The sequence below is a fragment of the Kitasatospora sp. NEAU-CNBT7 genome (assembly GCF_057220535.1).
Genome location: NZ_JBXQQB010000024.1, coordinates 93,740 through 109,831, shown reverse-complemented (window position 1 = coordinate 109,831; position 16,092 = coordinate 93,740). Strand labels below are relative to the sequence as shown.

General features: G+C 73.1%; 10 protein-coding genes. 2 read left to right on the top strand and 8 right to left on the bottom strand.

The window, feature by feature from the left end; all coding sequences use genetic code 11:
• Window positions 1–71 precede the first annotated feature (71 nt).
• On the bottom strand, window positions 72–2,183 hold the full coding sequence (locus AC2TEW_RS26965; protein WP_484625957.1) for a DNA gyrase/topoisomerase IV subunit B: 2,112 nt from the start codon (window positions 2,181–2,183) through the stop codon (window positions 72–74).
• Between the two features lie 503 nt (window positions 2,184–2,686).
• Here AC2TEW_RS26965 and AC2TEW_RS26960 point away from each other — a divergent pair.
• Window positions 2,687–2,917 (top strand): DUF7455 domain-containing protein, encoded by a 231-nt coding sequence (locus AC2TEW_RS26960; protein ID WP_484625956.1) that lies wholly within the window; start codon window positions 2,687–2,689, stop codon window positions 2,915–2,917.
• A 243-nt stretch (window positions 2,918–3,160) separates the two neighbouring features.
• Here AC2TEW_RS26960 and AC2TEW_RS26955 read toward each other — a convergent pair whose 3' ends face one another.
• The 7 genes from AC2TEW_RS26955 to AC2TEW_RS26925 form a co-directional block, all read right to left on the bottom strand.
• On the bottom strand, window positions 3,161–4,045 hold the full coding sequence (locus AC2TEW_RS26955) for a S1 family peptidase (protein ID WP_484625955.1): 885 nt from the start codon (window positions 4,043–4,045) through the stop codon (window positions 3,161–3,163).
• A gap of 315 nt (window positions 4,046–4,360) precedes the next feature.
• Window positions 4,361–5,980, bottom strand: coding sequence for an RNA polymerase sigma factor (locus tag AC2TEW_RS26950; protein ID WP_484625954.1), 1,620 nt, complete (start codon window positions 5,978–5,980; stop codon window positions 4,361–4,363).
• Window positions 5,981–6,932: 952 nt separating this feature from the next.
• Window positions 6,933–7,808 (bottom strand): FadR/GntR family transcriptional regulator, encoded by an 876-nt coding sequence (locus tag AC2TEW_RS26945; protein ID WP_484625953.1) that lies wholly within the window; start codon window positions 7,806–7,808, stop codon window positions 6,933–6,935.
• Window positions 7,809–8,099: 291 nt separating this feature from the next.
• Window positions 8,100–8,972 carry a hypothetical protein gene (locus AC2TEW_RS26940; RefSeq protein ID WP_484625952.1) on the bottom strand — a complete coding sequence of 291 codons (873 nt, stop codon included), beginning with the start codon at window positions 8,970–8,972 and terminating at the stop codon, window positions 8,100–8,102.
• Window positions 8,969–10,450 (bottom strand): DUF8746 domain-containing protein, encoded by a 1,482-nt coding sequence (locus AC2TEW_RS26935; protein WP_484625951.1) that lies wholly within the window; start codon window positions 10,448–10,450, stop codon window positions 8,969–8,971. The genes AC2TEW_RS26940 and AC2TEW_RS26935 overlap by 4 nt, the downstream gene beginning before the upstream one ends.
• A 200-nt stretch (window positions 10,451–10,650) precedes the next feature.
• On the bottom strand, window positions 10,651–11,394 hold the full coding sequence (locus AC2TEW_RS26930) for an NUDIX hydrolase (protein WP_484625950.1): 744 nt from the start codon (window positions 11,392–11,394) through the stop codon (window positions 10,651–10,653).
• A 184-nt stretch (window positions 11,395–11,578) separates the two neighbouring features.
• Window positions 11,579–13,714 carry a glycogen debranching N-terminal domain-containing protein gene (locus tag AC2TEW_RS26925; RefSeq protein WP_484625949.1) on the bottom strand — a complete coding sequence of 712 codons (2,136 nt, stop codon included), beginning with the start codon at window positions 13,712–13,714 and terminating at the stop codon, window positions 11,579–11,581.
• 1,002 nt (window positions 13,715–14,716) lie between these two features.
• On the opposite strand from AC2TEW_RS26925, the gene AC2TEW_RS26920 reads away from it, so the two are divergent.
• On the top strand, window positions 14,717–16,030 hold the full coding sequence (locus AC2TEW_RS26920; RefSeq protein ID WP_484625948.1) for an alpha/beta fold hydrolase: 1,314 nt from the start codon (window positions 14,717–14,719) through the stop codon (window positions 16,028–16,030).
• The last annotated feature ends 62 nt before the right edge of the window (window positions 16,031–16,092 follow it).

Here is a 16,092-nt window from a genome sequence, read left to right as displayed (position 1 = left end):
GGTGGAGAGCCCCTGCACCGTACGGCGGGGCCTGACCGGCCGGACCGGCCGGCCGGACCGGTCAGGCTCGGTCAGGCGTCGATGCGGGAGCGGTCCAAGGTGGCGGCCGAGTTCACGATGAAGTCCCGGCGGGGCGCCACGTCGTTGCCCATCAGCAGGTCGAAGGCCTTCTCCGCGGCCTCCAGGTCACCGAGGTTGATCCGGCGCAGGATGCGGTGGCGCGGGTCCACGGTGGTCTCGGCCAGCTGGTCGGCGTCCATCTCGCCGAGGCCCTTGTAGCGCTGGATCGGGTCCTTCCAGCGCAGCCCCTTGCCCTGGAACTCCAGCAGCGTGCGGCGCAGCTCGGAGTCGGAGTAGGTGTAGTGGTACTTCTCCTGGCCGCGCTTGGGGTTGGTGAGCTCGATCCGGTGCAGCGGCGGGACCGCGGCGAACACCCGGCCCTTCTCCACCATCGGGCGCATGTAGCGCTGGAACAGCGTCAGCAGCAGGCAGCGGATGTGCGAGCCGTCGACGTCGGCGTCGGCCATGAAGATGACCTTGCCGTAGCGGGCCTGGTCGATGTCGAAGGACCGGCCGGAGCCGGCTCCTATCACCTGGATGATCGAGGCGCACTCGGCGTTCTTGAGCATGTCGGCCACCGAGGCCTTCTGCACGTTGAGGATCTTGCCGCGGATCGGCAGCAGCGCCTGGAACTCGGAGTTGCGGGCCAGCTTGGCGGTGCCGAGCGCGGAGTCACCCTCGACGATGAACAGTTCGCTGCGGTCGACGTCGTCGCTGCGGCAGTCGGCCAGCTTGGCCGGCAGCGAGCTGGTCTCCAGCGCGGTCTTGCGACGCTGCGCCTCCTTGTGCTGACGGGCTGCGACCCGGGTGCGGGCGGCCGCGACGATCTTCTCCATCACGGCGCGGGCCTGGACCTTCTCGTCCTTCTTGCTGGAGGCGAGGAAGGACTTGAGCTCCTTGGCGATGACCGCGGCCACGATCCGGTTGGCCGCCGAGGTGCCGAGCACCTCCTTGGTCTGCCCCTCGAACTGCGGCTCCGCGAGGCGCACGGTGACGACCGCGGTGAGCCCCTCGAGTGCATCGTCCTTGGTGATGTCGTCCTCGGCGACCCGCAGCAGCTTGGCGCTGCGCAGCACCTCGTTGACGGTCTTGGCGAGCGAGCGCTCGAAGCCGGTGACGTGGGTGCCGCCCTTGGGGGTGGCGATGATGTTGACGAAGGAGCGCAGGGTGGTGTCGTAGCCGGCGCCCCAGCGCAGCGCGATGTCGACCCCCAGGGTGCGGGTGACCTCGGTCGGGGTCATGTGGCCGAGCTCGTCCAGGACCGGGACGGTCTCCTTGAAGGTGCCCTCGCCCTGGAGCCGCAGAACGTCGCAGACCGGCTTGTCGGGGGCGAGGAACTCGCAGAACTCGCCGATGCCGCCGTCGAAGCGGAAGGTCGCCTCCTCGACCTTCTCGCTCTCCGTCAGCCGCTCGTCACGGACGATGATGGTGAGGCCGGGCACCAGGAAAGCGGTCTGCCGGGCGCGGCTGTGCAGGCTCTCCAGCGAGAGCTTGGCGTCGCGCAGGAAGATCTGCCGGTCGGCCCAGTAGCGGATCCGGGTGCCGGTCCGGCCGCGCGGGGCCTTGCCCTTCTTGGTGAGGCCGTTGCGCGCCTCGAAGGGGGCGTCCGGGCTGAGTTCGGTGAACAGGCCGGGGGTGCCGCGGCGGAAGCTGATCGCGTGGGTGTGGCCGCTGCGGTCCACCTCCACGTCGAGCCGGGCGGACAGCGCGTTGACCACGGAGGCGCCGACGCCGTGCAGTCCGCCGGAGGCGGCGTAGGAGCCACCGCCGAACTTGCCGCCGGCGTGCAGCTTGGTCATCACGACCTCGACCCCGGACAGTCCGGTCTTGGGCTCGACGTCGACCGGGATGCCACGGCCGTTGTCACGCACCTCGACCGAGCCGTCACCGTGGAGCAGCACCTCGATCTTGTCGCAGTAGCCGCCGAGGGCCTCGTCGACGGAGTTGTCGATGATCTCCCAGAGGCAGTGCATCAGACCGCGGCTGTCGGTCGAACCGATGTACATGCCGGGCCGCTTGCGGACGGCCTCCAGGCCCTCCAGGACGAGCAGGTGCCGAGCGGTGTAGTTGGAGCCGTCCTCCCCGGCGACCAGAGCGGACGGCACGGACGTTTCAGCACTCACTCGCTGCACTCCTCAATGACGTTCTGACTCGGCTGGCCGGGCGGGGCGGCCGCCCTGGGGGACGCCCCGCTCTCTCAGCAACTGAGACACCGGCCTCCCGGCTCCGTCCGGCTTGTACGCGCTGCGCGAACAAGACCTTCGTCGGAGTCGTGGGCTCCAGGGTGCCATCTCCACCTGACACCACGGTTCCTGGCGGGGCGTGGGACCGGGAGCAGGCGTCGGAGCTGCTGGGATGCAGGCTATCGGGGCCTGGGACGGGGCTTATGCTCCAACCCAGCAGAGGATTATGCTACGCGGAACCCGGACATCGCTTCGCTAGGACGTTCGAGGCCGCCGACGGGTCGCCGGATTCGGTACGCATGAACCACCGAAGCCCGGGGCACGTCCTCATCAACAACAACTGCAGAATCCTCGAACCGAGAAAAGCCACGAGCGGGAACGAAATCGACCTGGTTGGATGTTGACCCTGGTACGACAGCTCGTCGAGCTAGAGAAGAGGCGACGTGACTACTGTTCTGACCCCTGCGAGCCCGCTCACCGCGGCTGACCGCTGTGACCGCTGCGGCGCCCAGGCCTACCTGCGCGTTGTCCTCGCGAGCGGCGGAGAGCTGCTCTTCTGCGCCCACCACGGGCGGAAGTTCGAGCCTGAGCTCAAGAAGATTGCCGTGGAGATACAGGACGAGAGCGGCCGGCTGACCGCGACGCCTGCCACGGCGGAGAACGACGAGCGCTGACCCGGGCGCTCGCCCCGGCGAGCTGATTCGACCGACCAGGTCGATGAGCCGGTGGACAGGCTGAAGAGCCTGGCCACCGGCTCCGGCGTTTCTCCGGGCACCACGGGTGACGGGCCGCTCACGCGCTGACACCGCGTCGGACGCCCCTCGCCCCATGATCTGCGACACAGGGCGTCCGGCGCCGGGCAGTTCGGCGCGGGGCCCGGTCGGCGACGGCCGGGCGGCCCGCGCCGTGGCACCCCGTCACCGGTCGAGCACGGTGCGCATGTCGTCGGCCACGGCCGCGATCCGGGTGTAGACCCCTGGATGGGCGGCCTCCGCGCAGCCCGTGCCCCAGGAGACCAGTCCGACCAGTCGGCCCGCCACCAGCAGGGGGCCGCCGCTGTCGCCCTGGCAGGCGTCCCGGCCCCCCTTCGGGGCGGCCGCACACACCATCGTCCGGGCGTCGAAAGCACTGTCGCCACCCGGCGGGTACGCGTGGGAGCAGTCCGTGTCCGCGATCAGCGGCACCTCGACCTCGCGCAGCGTCGGGGAGTACCGGCCGCCGCCGGTGGTGTCACCCCAGCCGTAGACCTGCGCCGCGGTGCCGGCACGGTACGGCTCGCTCTCGCCCTGGCCGACGACCTGCAGCGACTCGCGGCCGCTCTGCGGCTCGGCGAGCGTGATCACCGCGATGTCCCGCTCGTTGGTGGCGAAGCTGTAGCCCTGGTCCACCCACACCTCCCGGACGGCGACCTCGCGGCCGTCCCGGCTGTTCAGGTCGTCCCGGCCGATGATCACCCGCAGGCCTGGCCGGTCGGTCCGGCGGCCGGTGCTCTCGTTGAAGAAGCAGTGCGCCGCCGTCACCACCTTGGTCGGCGAGACCAGCGCGCCACCGCAGAACTGCCCGGAGCGCGCACTGCCGAACTGCTCCCGGCTGGACAGCGCCACCATCCACGGGTGATCCCTGGTCGTGGTGCTCCACCCGCCGACGATCCGGCGCTGGGCAGCGGCGGGCGCGGCCGCCCCGAGGGTCAGCAGCGGAGCCGGCAGCGCGGCCAGCGCGAGCAGCGCGACCGCTCTGCGCGAACGGGCACGGCCGGGGGCGACCGGTGAGAGTCGGGGTGGGCGGGCGTCCGAGCTGGGCAACACCGGGTCTCCCAAAGGTGGTTCGACAGCAGCCAACCGGCACAGCGTAGTCGCCCGGATACGCCGCGTGCCCGAGACTCTCGGCGGGCCACCCGGACGAGTGATCACGGACCGCGGCACACGGGCGCGGGACAGGCGCACAGCCCACGCGTGCCGCGCCCGGATCCCGCGCACGGGTGCCGCTGGCGAAACGCCGAGGAGCCCGGCACGCCCCTCGCGGGGAAACGTGCCGGGCTCCTCGGGTGAAGCCGAACGTCCGTGGACGTGGACGTGGACCTGCGACCGGGCCGCTCGGGCCCTGGCCGTCGGCGCCGATCAGTCCAGGTAGTCGCGCAGCACCTGGGAGCGCGACGGGTGGCGCAGCTTCGACATGGTCTTCGACTCGATCTGGCGGATGCGCTCACGGGTGACCCCGTACACCTTGCCGATCTCGTCCAGCGTCTTCGGCTGACCGTCCGTCAGGCCGAAGCGCATCGAGACGACGCCGGCCTCGCGCTCGCTGAGCGTGTCGAGCACCGAGTGCAGCTGCTCCTGGAGCAGGGTGAAGGAGACCGCGTCGGCCGGGACGACCGCCTCGGAGTCCTCGATCAGGTCACCGAACTCGCTGTCGCCGTCCTCGCCGAGCGGGGTGTGCAGCGAGATCGGCTCTCGGCCGTACTTCTGGACCTCGATGACCTTCTCGGGGGTCATGTCGAGTTCCTTGGCCAGCTCCTCCGGGGTGGGCTCGCGGCCCAGGTCCTGGAGCATCTGGCGCTGCACGCGGGCGAGCTTGTTGATGACCTCGACCATGTGCACCGGGATACGGATGGTGCGGGCCTGGTCGGCCATGGCGCGGGTGATCGCCTGACGGATCCACCAGGTCGCGTAGGTCGAGAACTTGTAGCCCTTGGTGTAGTCGAACTTCTCGACCGCACGGATCAGACCGAGGTTGCCCTCCTGGATCAGGTCCAGGAACAGCATGCCGCGACCGGTGTAACGCTTGGCCAGCGAGACCACCAGACGGAGGTTGGCCTCCAGCAGGTGGTTCTTGGCGCGGCGGCCGTCCTCGGCGATGATCTCCAGCTCGCGCTTGAGCTTCGGCGCCAGCTTGTCGGCGGCGGAGAGCTTGTCCTCGGCGAACAGGCCGGCCTCGATGCGCTTGGCGAGCTCGACCTCCTGCTCGGCGTTGAGCAGCGGGACCTTGCCGATCTGCTTGAGGTAGTCCTTGACCGGGTCGGCGGTGGCACCGGCGACGGCGACCTGCTGGGCCGGCGCGTCGTCCTCGTCGTCGTCGGAGAGGACGAAGCCCTCCGACTCCTCCTCCGGCTCCGCCTCGGCCTTGTCGGCCGGCAGGGCGGCGTCCTCGACCAGCAGCTCCTCGTCTCCGGCGAGCTCCTCGTCACCACCCTTGCCCGCGGCCTTGGCCGTGGTGGTCTTCTTGGCGGCGGTCTTCTTGGCGGGCGCGGCGGCCTTCTTCGCCACGGCCTTCTTGGCGGGCGCGGCCACGGCCTTCTTCGCGGTGGCACCGATCTCGGTGACCGTCTCGACGACGGTGACCTCGGCGGCCACGGCAGCGGCCACGGCGGAGGCGGACGGGGTCGCCGCGGGGGCGATCCGCACCGGGGGCTTGGTGGGGGCGGACGGCGTGCGCGTGGTGACCGCCTTGGTGGCGGTGCGCTTGGTGGTGCTCTTGGCCGCAACGCTCTTGCGCTTGGCGCCGGCCGGCTCGGCGGCGCTGACCATCAGATCCACCCCCTCCTCAATCAGCACCTGGTTGAGGCTGCGCATGACGTTCTTCCACTTGGTGACCGGGATCTGGTCCGCCTCGAACGCATGGCGCACGTCGTCACCGGCGATCTGCCCCTGGGCCTTGCCCCGCTCGATGAGCGCGAGCAGAGCCGCGGACTCGGCAATCTCGGGGGGGAGCGAACGGGATGTGCTGGCCGACACGAACAACCTCTCGGACGATGAGTGGACTCGAACCCCGGCCCGGCTGCCCGGGCGGCGGGGTCCCGCCCCGCACGACAGCGCGCGGTGACGGTTCGGACCGACTCGGGGGTGGGGACGTGGACTGGGTCTTTAGGACGGCAGCAGCGCCGCAGACCAACACAGCATTCTGACATGCCTGTGTTGTTCCGGAGCTGCTTCCGCTCCGTACACATCGCTGCCGCCCCTCAAGTGTTACGCATGCTCTTCGTGGCGCCCGTCACATCGCGGCGCGGCGGCTCTCCGGGGGCTGTTCGGGTGGCCGTTCGGGTGGCGGTTCGGTCGACCGTCCGGGGAAGCCTCACCGGCTGCGGAGGATTACGTCCGGCCGCCGGCCGGATCCGCGGGCGCGAGGCGCCGACCGCGGCCGGAGGCCCTGCGGCGCCTGCGCCGTCCGCTCGGTCCGCGGGACGGACCGGGAGCGGGCCGGGCACGGGTCGGGCACAGGGCCGAAGGTGGGCCGGGAGCGGGCCGGGCGTCGGCGGGCGGGAGCGGGGTGAGGGGTCGGCCGGGCGTGACGTTCCTGCACCGTGTCCGAATCGCGTGCTGTCCGTGAGGTACCCGTGATGCCGGCCGCCCTCGGAACGCTGTTCGGGCGTCGCCCGGGTCCCGTCCGGGTGCGGTTCGGGAGGTCGACGGGGCGCGGTTCGAAGTGCCGTTCGGGCGCGGTTCGGGGTGCCGTCCGGGGTGCCGTTCGAGTGGGCGGGCGCCGAACCGGGCGGGTGCAGGGTGCCGGTGCGGCGACACGGGGCCGTTCGGCGCAGGGCGGACGGCCGAGAGCGGGGTGTTGCCCGGGACCGGGGCCCGAGGGCCGGCCGGAGGGCCACCGCCGAACCCTGGAACTGCGGCGATGGCCCCCCGGCCGCCCTGGGCGGGCTGCTGAAGGGCCTGGAGCCGCCTCCGGTCGGGTTCCACCCCCCGGTCAGTGCTCGCGGGGCGCCGGGACGGAGGGCTCGACCTCCGCCGGGTGCACGGTGAGCAGCGCACGGATCGCCGCCTCGGCCGCCGTGCCGTCCCCGGCGCCGAGGGCGTCGACCAGGCGGACGTGCAGGCTGAGCGACGGGTCCGAGGGCCGGTCACAGGTGGTGGCCGGACCGCCGGAGACCTGGAGGGCGCAGCCCACGATGCCGGACAGGTGCTCCAGCATCCGGTTCCCGGCCATCTGCAGGATCAGGCCGTGCAGCTCGGCATCGGCCCGGGCGTAGCTGACCACGTCGCCCTGGGCGCCCGCGTGGCTCATGATCTCGGTCAGCTCGGCCAGCCGGTGCTGGACGTCCTCCCGGCCGTGACCGGCGGCGAGCCGGGCCGCCAGCGGCTCGATCGCCCAGCGCAGCTCGAAAAGCTCGCGGCGCTGCTCGTCGCGCTGCGGACCGAAGGCGCGCCACTCGATGATGTCGGGGTCGAGCAGGTTCCAGTCGCCGACCGGGCGGACCCGGGTGCCGACGTTGGGCCGGGCACTGACCAGGCCCTTCGCCTCCAGCACCCGCAGTGACTCGCGCACCACGGTGCGGGAGACCTCGAAACGCTGGCCGATCTCCTCCGGCACCAGCGGCCGGTCGGCACCGAGGTCACCGGAGACGATCATCTGGCCGAGCTGCTGGACCAGCTGGCCGTGCAGACCGCGGCCGCGGCTGCTGGTGGTCTTGCGGCCGACCCGCGAGAGGTCGGACTCGGCCCCCTCCCAGCGCGGGGCGGGCGGGGTGGGGCGGTCTGCGTACGGGAAGCGGTCCAACTCGCCGGTGCCGATCGCGTCGGCCGGGCGGGCTGCGGTCATGGTGGGGTGCGCAAGGGTACTCACACGTCTTTTGTCGGCGATCGGCGGGTCCGCCTTGAGGATTCTCGTGAAAAGCACACGAAAGGGTGATCGCCCGTGACCGGATAATTGACTTCTTATCAGGCAGAACCTCTCATTTCCGACGCGAAGCCGACCTCGCTACTGACAGCCCGTCACCAGCATGAACGGTGATTCCGAAGCACCCACGTCCAGAACCTGCCCGCACCTGCCGGGCTCCGGCCCGGTCCGCCCGCACTGGCCGCCAGCGGCACCGACCCGACCGCGGGCCGACCGCGGCCCGCCGGCGGCACCAGCTCAGAGCGCGCGCCGCCGCAACTGCGCGAGCAGACAGCCCAACAGCAGCACCACGCCCGGCACGGCCAGGGTCACCAGCAGCTCGGCCACCCCGGCCGGAGCCAGCCCGGCCACCGGACCGGGGCGGGCCGAGGAGACGAGCCCCAGCCTGGAACCCAGCCCCGAACCGAGCCCGAAGCGGCCCAGGCTGAACCGGAACGGCATCACTTCCTGCGCCCAGAGCGGCCAGCGGTCACCGAGCCGGCCCAGCGCCATGGCCGCGGCGGGCTCCAGAAGCACAGGCGCCGCCAGCAGCGCAAGCAGACCCACCACCGCGCTGCGCACCACGGCGGTGAACAGCAGTCCGGCCCAACCGCTCACCAGGACCAGCAGGACGAAGGCAGCCAGCGACCGGGCGGGGCCGACCGGCGCCCCGTCGACGAACAGCTCCGGCCGCAGCACCGGGTCGTCGAACACCCCGAGCGTCACTCCCGCCGGCAGCGCCAGGCGGACCGCCAGCGCGTCCAGCGTCAGGGTCAGCACCGCCAGCGCGAGCGCCACCGGGGCGAGCACCACGAGCTTGCCCGCCAGCAGCCACAGCCGCCGCAGCAGCGTCACCCGGGATGCCGCCAGCCCCGGGTACCGGACCTCGTGCCGGTACGAGAGCGCGCCGAGCGCGCCGGCCCCGAGCGCCGCGAACGGCAGCGGGAGCAGCGGCACCAGCGCGGTGACCGCCCGGGCCGCCTCGGTCGTCGACAGCGGCCCGGCGGGCAACTGCCGGGTGAGGACGACCGCCGCGGCCACGTCGCAGCACACCACGGCGGACACGATCAACCAGGTCGAGCGGAGGCTGCGCAGGCGGCGCAGCTCGTAGGCCAGTACGCGCACGGTCACTCGCTCAGGTGGTCGGGGCCGGCGGCGGGGTGGGTGGCGGGGTGAACCTCGGAGCCGGCCGCGGAGTGGGCCGCGGGATGGGCCGCGGGGTGCTCAGGGTGGTGATCGCTGCCGATCTGGTGGGTGGCACCGACGGGGTTGGTGGCACCGACAGGGTGAGCCGCGCTGACGGGATGCGCCGCGCTGACGGCATGTTCGTGGAACAGGTCCGTGTGGGCCGGCTCCCCCGCCGAGCCCCACTGCTCGTCCGGGACCCGCTGCTCGGGAGTCTGCGGCCAGTCCGCCATGAGGTGCTCGGTGGACAGCTGGTCGACGTCGACGGCGGAGATCCGGGCATGCCGACGTCCGCGCTGCTGGTCGGAACCTCGGCTCTGGGACTGCAGCTGCGGCTGGGCCTGCGGCTCGCTCTGAGCCGGGGGTGAGTCCGGGTGATGGGCCTGGTGCGTCGCCTGGTGCGGGGTGTGGAGCGAGGTCTGGGCCGGGGTGTGGGGCGAGGTGTGGTGCGAGCTCGGGTGGGCTCCCTGGTGCGACCCCTGGTGGGGTGTCTGCGGCTGGGCCTGGAGCTGGACGTGGCCCGACCGGCCCGACGTGGTGGGCAGGGCGAGGTGCTGGGCCGGCCGATCGACGATGCGGTCCGCGAGCTCGTGCAACAGGATGCCGTGCCGGTAGGCGAGCTCGCCGATCTCGGTCCGGCCGATTCCGGTCACCGCGATCCCCGTGGTGCCGTCCGGACGGACCTCCCCGCCCTGGCCGGTCAGCAGATCGGCCAGGCGGGCCATCTGCGGGCCCCGCACGGAGACCTCCTGGTGCAGCCTGGCCCGGCGGAACTCGCCGGCGGGCTGGTCGGATGCCAGCCGGCCCTGGTCGAGCGTGATCACCCGGTCGGCCACTGCGGCGGCCTCCTCCGGCGTCCGGGTGGTGAGCAGCACCGTCCCGCCGGCCACCGCGAAGGAGCGGACGAAGGAGTGGAACCACTCCGAACTGCGCGGGGACAGGCCGTCCGTCGGGGTGTCCAGCAGCAGCGTGCCGGGGCTGCCGAGCAGTGCGGCGGCCAGCCCGAGCCGGCGGCTCATCCCGGGCGAGAACGACCGGAGCCGGTGGTCCGCGACGCCGGCCAGTCTGGTCTGTTCCAGCAGTTCGTCCGCCCGCCGTGCCGGGACACCGATCGAGGCGGCCAGCATCCGGAGGTGGCAGTACGCCCGCTGTCCCGGGTGGCCCATGGCAGCGGTTCCGGTCGGGAGCAGCACGCCGACCTCGCGCTCGGGCCGGCGCAGCGAACGGTAGGTGCGGCCGCCGAAGAGGGTGATCCCGAGCCCACGCTCCAGCTCCACCATCAGCCGGAGGGCGGTGGTCTTGCCCGCGCCCTCGGCGCCGAGCAGGGCGGTGACGACGCCGGGCCGCGCGTCGAAGGTCAGGTCGAGTACCGCGGGTGGGCGCCTGCGCCGGTACGTCTTGGTCAGGCCGGTGGTCTGGATCATCGATGCGCGCTCCCATGTCCTCGTCCGACCGGGTCTGCGAGGCACGGGGGTGTCCCTTGTGTGCCTGCGCCAGCACATTAGGACGCGATTGACCCGAATTCGGGCATTACGGATGGCGCGCGGACGGCGTGGCCGTCCACCTCACCCGATCAGGGGACCAGGGGTGAGCCCGGCCGACGGTACTCGCCCCCGCTGGGAGGTCAGCCTTCCGGACGCAGCATCGGCGGGTTGAGGACCGTGGCACTGCCCGCCGTGAACAGCTGCGCGGGGCGGCCGCCCTGACGGGTCGTGGTGCCGCCAGACGGCAGCAGGAAGCCGGGGGTGCCGGTGACCTTCCGGTGGAAGTTCCGCGGGTCGAGAGTGACGCCCCACACCGCCTCGTAGACCCTGCGGAGCTCGCCGACGGTGAACTCCGGCGGGCAGAACGCGGTGGCCAGCGAGGAGTACTCGATCTTCGAGCGGGCCCGCTCGACACCGTCGGCCAGGATCTGGCCGTGGTCGAAGGCCAGCGGTACGCCGTCGGACGGGGTCTGGCCGAGGAGCTCGACCACCGGCGCCCAGCGCGCGCCGCTGGCGTCGCCGCCGGGGCGCGGCGTCGGCAGGTCCGGGGCGAGCACCAGATGGGCGACGCTGACCACGCGCATCCGCGGGTCGCGCTGCGGGTGCCCGTAGGTCGCGAGCTGCTCCAGGTGCGCACCGGCGGCCGCCTGGCCGGGAGCGGAGGACGCGCGGAGGCCGGTCTCCTCGGCCAGTTCACGGGAGGCCGCCTCGGCCAGCCCCTCGTCGGGGCGCACGAAGCCGCCCGGCAACGCCCAGTAGCCCTGGAAGGGTGCCTCACCTCGTTTCACCAGCAGCGCGCAGAGCGCGTGCTCGCGAACCGTCAGCACCACCAGGTCGACCGTGACTGCGAACGGGGGGAAGGCCGACGGGTCATAACGCGACATGGCGATGATGATAGTCGTCTCTTTGACGATAAACACAGAGCCCGTGCGGCACAGGTGTCCGTCCGGTCCGTCCGACCCCTCGGGAACCGGGATCCCAGCGCTCGGGCCGGGGTGGATCCGGTGCATGGCCGTAGGTGCCGTGAAGGGGCCTGTGTCTGTGCCTGTGCCTGTGCCTGTGCCTGCGTCAGCCTGCCCCGAGCTGGAGCTCGGCCGGCGCCTCCTCGACCACGGCCACCCCGATCCGGCTGACCCGGACCGAGAACGGTTCGCCCGCCACCCGCAGGCCGGTGAGCTGGAGCTCCCCCAGCGGAGCAGTACTGGCCGGGCGGACCTTCACCCGTCCCGCCGGGACGTCCGGCCGGACCCCCGCCAGCGCGAGCACCAGGTGTACGGCGGCCGCCGCCGACAGCGCGGCCGGGCGGCAGGCCGCCGGGTGCGGGACCGGCGGGCAGTCGGCGACCCGCTGCTCGCCCGCGTACATCTCGGGCAGCCGCCCCTCGAAGTACCGGGCCGCGTCCAGCAGGCCTTCCAGCAACTGCCCGGCCTCCCGCTCGAAGCCCGCTTCGGACAGCCCTGAGACGGCCAGCGCGGTCTCGTGGACGCGGACCGCCCCGCTGCGGTGGCCCAAGGGATTGAACCGCGGTGACTTGGCGCTGAGCGTCCGCAGACCCCAGCCGGCGTCCAGCTCCGGGGCGGCCAGCCGTTGGGCCAGGATCCGGGTCTGCTCCCGGTCGAGCAGTCCTTCGTGGAGCTCGCCCTCGCCGGCCAGGCCGAGGTCGAGCAGGTGGACGAAGGACGCCGCGACGGCGGACACGGCACGCCCTCCGGGCAGCAGGGCCGCGGCGGGGCGGCCACCCGACAGGTCGTCGATCCAGAACTGGTCCCGGAACCGTTCGCGCAGCCGCGCGGCCCAGGCCCGCCATTCGTCGGCGCCCGGGCGGCCGAACGCCGCCAGCAGATCCGCACCGTGCAGAGCTGCCCGGTGCGCCAAGGCCTGCACCTCACACCTGGCGGCCGCCGGGCGGGCCAGTCGGTCCTCCGCGGTGCGGCCGAGGTCGATGACGAAGCCCTCGGGCCCCTCGGTACCGTCACCGAGCGAACCGCGGAGCGCACCGAGCGCACGCTCGGCGGCGGGAAGCAGGTCGGCCACCTCCTGGCGCGGCAGCCCCCATCGCCAGGCCTCGGCCAGCAGCGTGACGAACAGGAGCGTGGCCTCGGTGGCGGTGCAGGACGGCGGCAGCTCGGGACCCGCATGTCTGAGCGGCCCGGGGATCAGCCCGTCCGGTCGGCCGGACGGGCCCGACTCCGCCGGGGCGGGTGGTGGCGAGCCGTCGGAGCCGGTGGTGGACGTCCCCGGCCCGGCGCCGACCGGAGCGGACGCCGGGGCGGGTGCCGAAGCGGATGGCCCGCCAGGGGGTACGGGCGCGCCCGGGCCGGCGGCGAGATGCTGGCGCCGTGCCAAGGCACGGAGGGTGCCGGCGGCGAGACGGGTGCCGAGCGGCAGGGTCATGCGGGCCGCCCAGAGTGCGTCGGAGGCGGTCAGCCCGAACCGCCACGGCGCCCCGGATGCCGCGTAGAGGTCGGTGGGCCGGTCCGCGTCGGCGATGAGCAGTCCGCCGAGGGTGTCCAGCGAGCGGCTGATGAGCTGTGCCGCCCGAGGGTCGTCGGTGCGGACCTCCGGTTCGGCCCACGGGAGGGCGACCCCGGCGCCGCGACCGGTCGGCGGCCGTACCGCTGCCGGGGCGGACTCCAGTTCGGCCCGCAGCTCGACCGACCAGCGGGCACCGGCCTGCACTTCGAGATCCCAGCGCAGTACCCCCGCTCCCGCGAGTACGGCGTGCGGGGAAGGCTGGGCGGAGACCGTCGCGCTCCGGCCGTGGCCGGTCCAGCGCAGCCCGGCGGACTGCACCTGCCCGGGGAGGTCGGCGGAGCGCCGACCCGCCGCGATGTCGGTGAGCAGGCCGAGGTCGGTCCCGAGTGCGATCTCCAACGGAAGCCGGGCGGGCCGGGCCCCCGTGTTGCGGACCGTTATGGTCTCCACCCCGTCCGCGTGGCGCAGCCGCTCGACGGTCAGCCCCGGATCCGGATCGGGGTCACCGGGAAGGCGGACGGCCCCGACGAAGCGCGCCACCGCCACCGAAGTGAGGGCGCCCTGCAGCGGCATCGGCTCGATACCGCCGAGCCTGACCTCCATCCGGGCAAGTGTGCGCACCCCGGCCCGGAAGAACCCGTGCAGGCCGTGGCCACGGAGCTGCCCGTCCGGGTGTGACGCGGCCATGGCCGGCGCGTTGACGCACAGCACCGAGTCGTGGGCGGTCACCTGCTGCGGCCGGGGCGGCGGTGCCGGCTGGCGCGGGGCGGCACCCGCAGCGGGGGCTCCGAGCCCGGCCCGGACCGACCCGGGGGGCGGACCTCCCAGCGGAGCGGCGGGACCTCCCGGAGCAGCACCCGGTAGCGCAGTTCCGGGCTGCGGAGCGCGCATCGGCGGGCCGAAGGGCGGCGGCGCGATCGGTGGTGCCGTCGGTGCTGCCATCGGTGCCGGTACCGGTGCCGGTGTCTGCGGTGGCGGTGCCGTCGGCGGCCGCATCGGCGCCGGGGGGTACGGGTGCGGCAGCTCGGTCTCTATCGGGGCGGGTGGGATCGGCATCGCGGGTGACGGGCCCGACGGCGTCGAGGATGGCGGGCTCGACTGCGCGGGCAGCGCCGTCGCGACCGGCGCGGCCGGTTCTCCGGTGCCCGGCCCGGCCTGCGGCCCCGTCTGTGCTGGCCTCACGGTGGTCACCGGGCTCTCCTCCCCTTGCTCGACCGATCTGTCGGTTCCCGCTGTCTGTCGACCGGGAGCGGTATGCCCACGGTCGGTCCTGCCCTGCCGTCCTGCCGGACGGCCCGGCGCCTTCCCGGCCCAACTGGGCCGGGGCCGTCCCGGAGAGTACAACCCGCGGTACGGTCCGTGCGGTGGAATCTCGAGCGAGCCCCTCCGTACCCGCCCCGAGGTGGCCGCCGTCGAACCGTCGTAGCGCCGGTCCGGGACCGTTCCGTCGGCCCCCGCTGCGTCCCGCAGGGTGAACGCACCGCACCTGCCCCAGGTCACGCCGCTCCGGCGCCCCCTTGGCCGTGCACTCGTCCCGCCCCGGGCGCCGCCGGGTCGCCGGTACCGCCGTGGATGGTCACCCGGCGATGCCGGTCGGCTTCGGGCGATGGCCCTGCAACGACAGTCCGTGTGCGTCGTCAGGATACGGTGCGGGAGCAGCGGCGCCCGCAGCGGAGACCCCGGCCGGAGCTGCCGTACCACGCCTGTGACCAGCACGGACCGAGGAGTTGCATGTCCACCACCAGCCGGCTGCCCGGAATCGTCACCACCGACCACGTGTTCCGTGTGCCGCTCGACCACCGGCGCCCCGAAGGCGAGCGGATCGAGGTGTACGCCCGCGAGGTGGTGGCCGCCGGACGCGAGGACGAGGACCTGCCCTGGCTGCTCTTCCTCCAGGGCGGGCCCGGCGGGAAGGCCGGACGACCGCTCGGCCGGGACGGCTGGCTGAGCCGGGCCCTGGACGGCTACCGCGTGCTGCTGCTCGACCAGCGGGGCACCGGCCGGTCGACCCCGGCCAACCGCCAGACGCTGGCCCGCCGCGGCGACGCGCAGCAGCAGGCGGAGTACCTCGCGCACTTCCGTGCCGACTCGATCGTCCGCGACGCCGAGCGGATCCGGCGCCTGCTGCTGGGCGAGGACGCCAAGTGGAGCCTGCTCGGGCAGAGTTACGGCGGCTTCTGCACCCTCACCTACCTGTCGCAGGCGCCGGAAGGCGTGCGCGAGGCGTTCGTGACCGGTGGTCTGGCCGGCCTGCGCAGCTCCGCCGATGATGTGTACCGCGCGGCGTACCCGCGGGTGGCGGACAAGAACGCGGCGCACTACCGCCGTTACCCGGGAGATGTCGAAGCGGTCCGGCGGATCGCCGCCCACCTCGCGGGGCGGCCCGCTGCCCTGCCGGACGGCGGAGTGCTCACCGTCCAGGCGTTCCAGGGGCTGGGCATGCTGTTCGGCGGTGGGTCCGGCTCGGGGACGCTGCACTACCTGCTGGAGGAGGCCTGGGCGGAGGGCATGGAAGGACCGGAACTGTCCGACACCTTCCTGGCCGGGGTGCAGGCTCAGCTGTCCTTCGCCTCCGGGCCGCTGTACGCCGTGATGCACGAATCCATCTACGGTCAGCGGTCGGTGGACGGCGGCTGCACCGGGTGGGCGGCGGAGCGAGTACGTAAGGAGTTCCCCGAGTTCGACGCGGAGCAGGCGCTGGCCTCCGAGCAGCCGGTGCTGTTCACCGGGGAGATGATCTACCCCTGGCTGTTCGAGACCGACCCCGCCCTGCGCCCGCTTCGGGAGACCGCGCAGCTGCTGGCCGATCGGGCCGACTGGCCCGACCTGTACGACCTGGACCGGTTGGCCGCCAACGACGTGCCGGTGTACGCGGCTGTCTACCAGGACGACATGTACGTCGACGCGGCAGACTCGCTGGCGACGGCGCGCGCCGTGCGCAACGTCCGTACCTGGGTGACCAACGAGTGGGAGCACGACGGGCTGCGGGTCAGCGGCGGCGCCGTGCTCGACCGGCTGATCCGGATGGCACGCGGGGAGCTCTAGCGGAGCCGCCCGGGCGGGCAGGAACCGGGCCAGCAGGCATCGGGCCGGCACCGATCGGACCG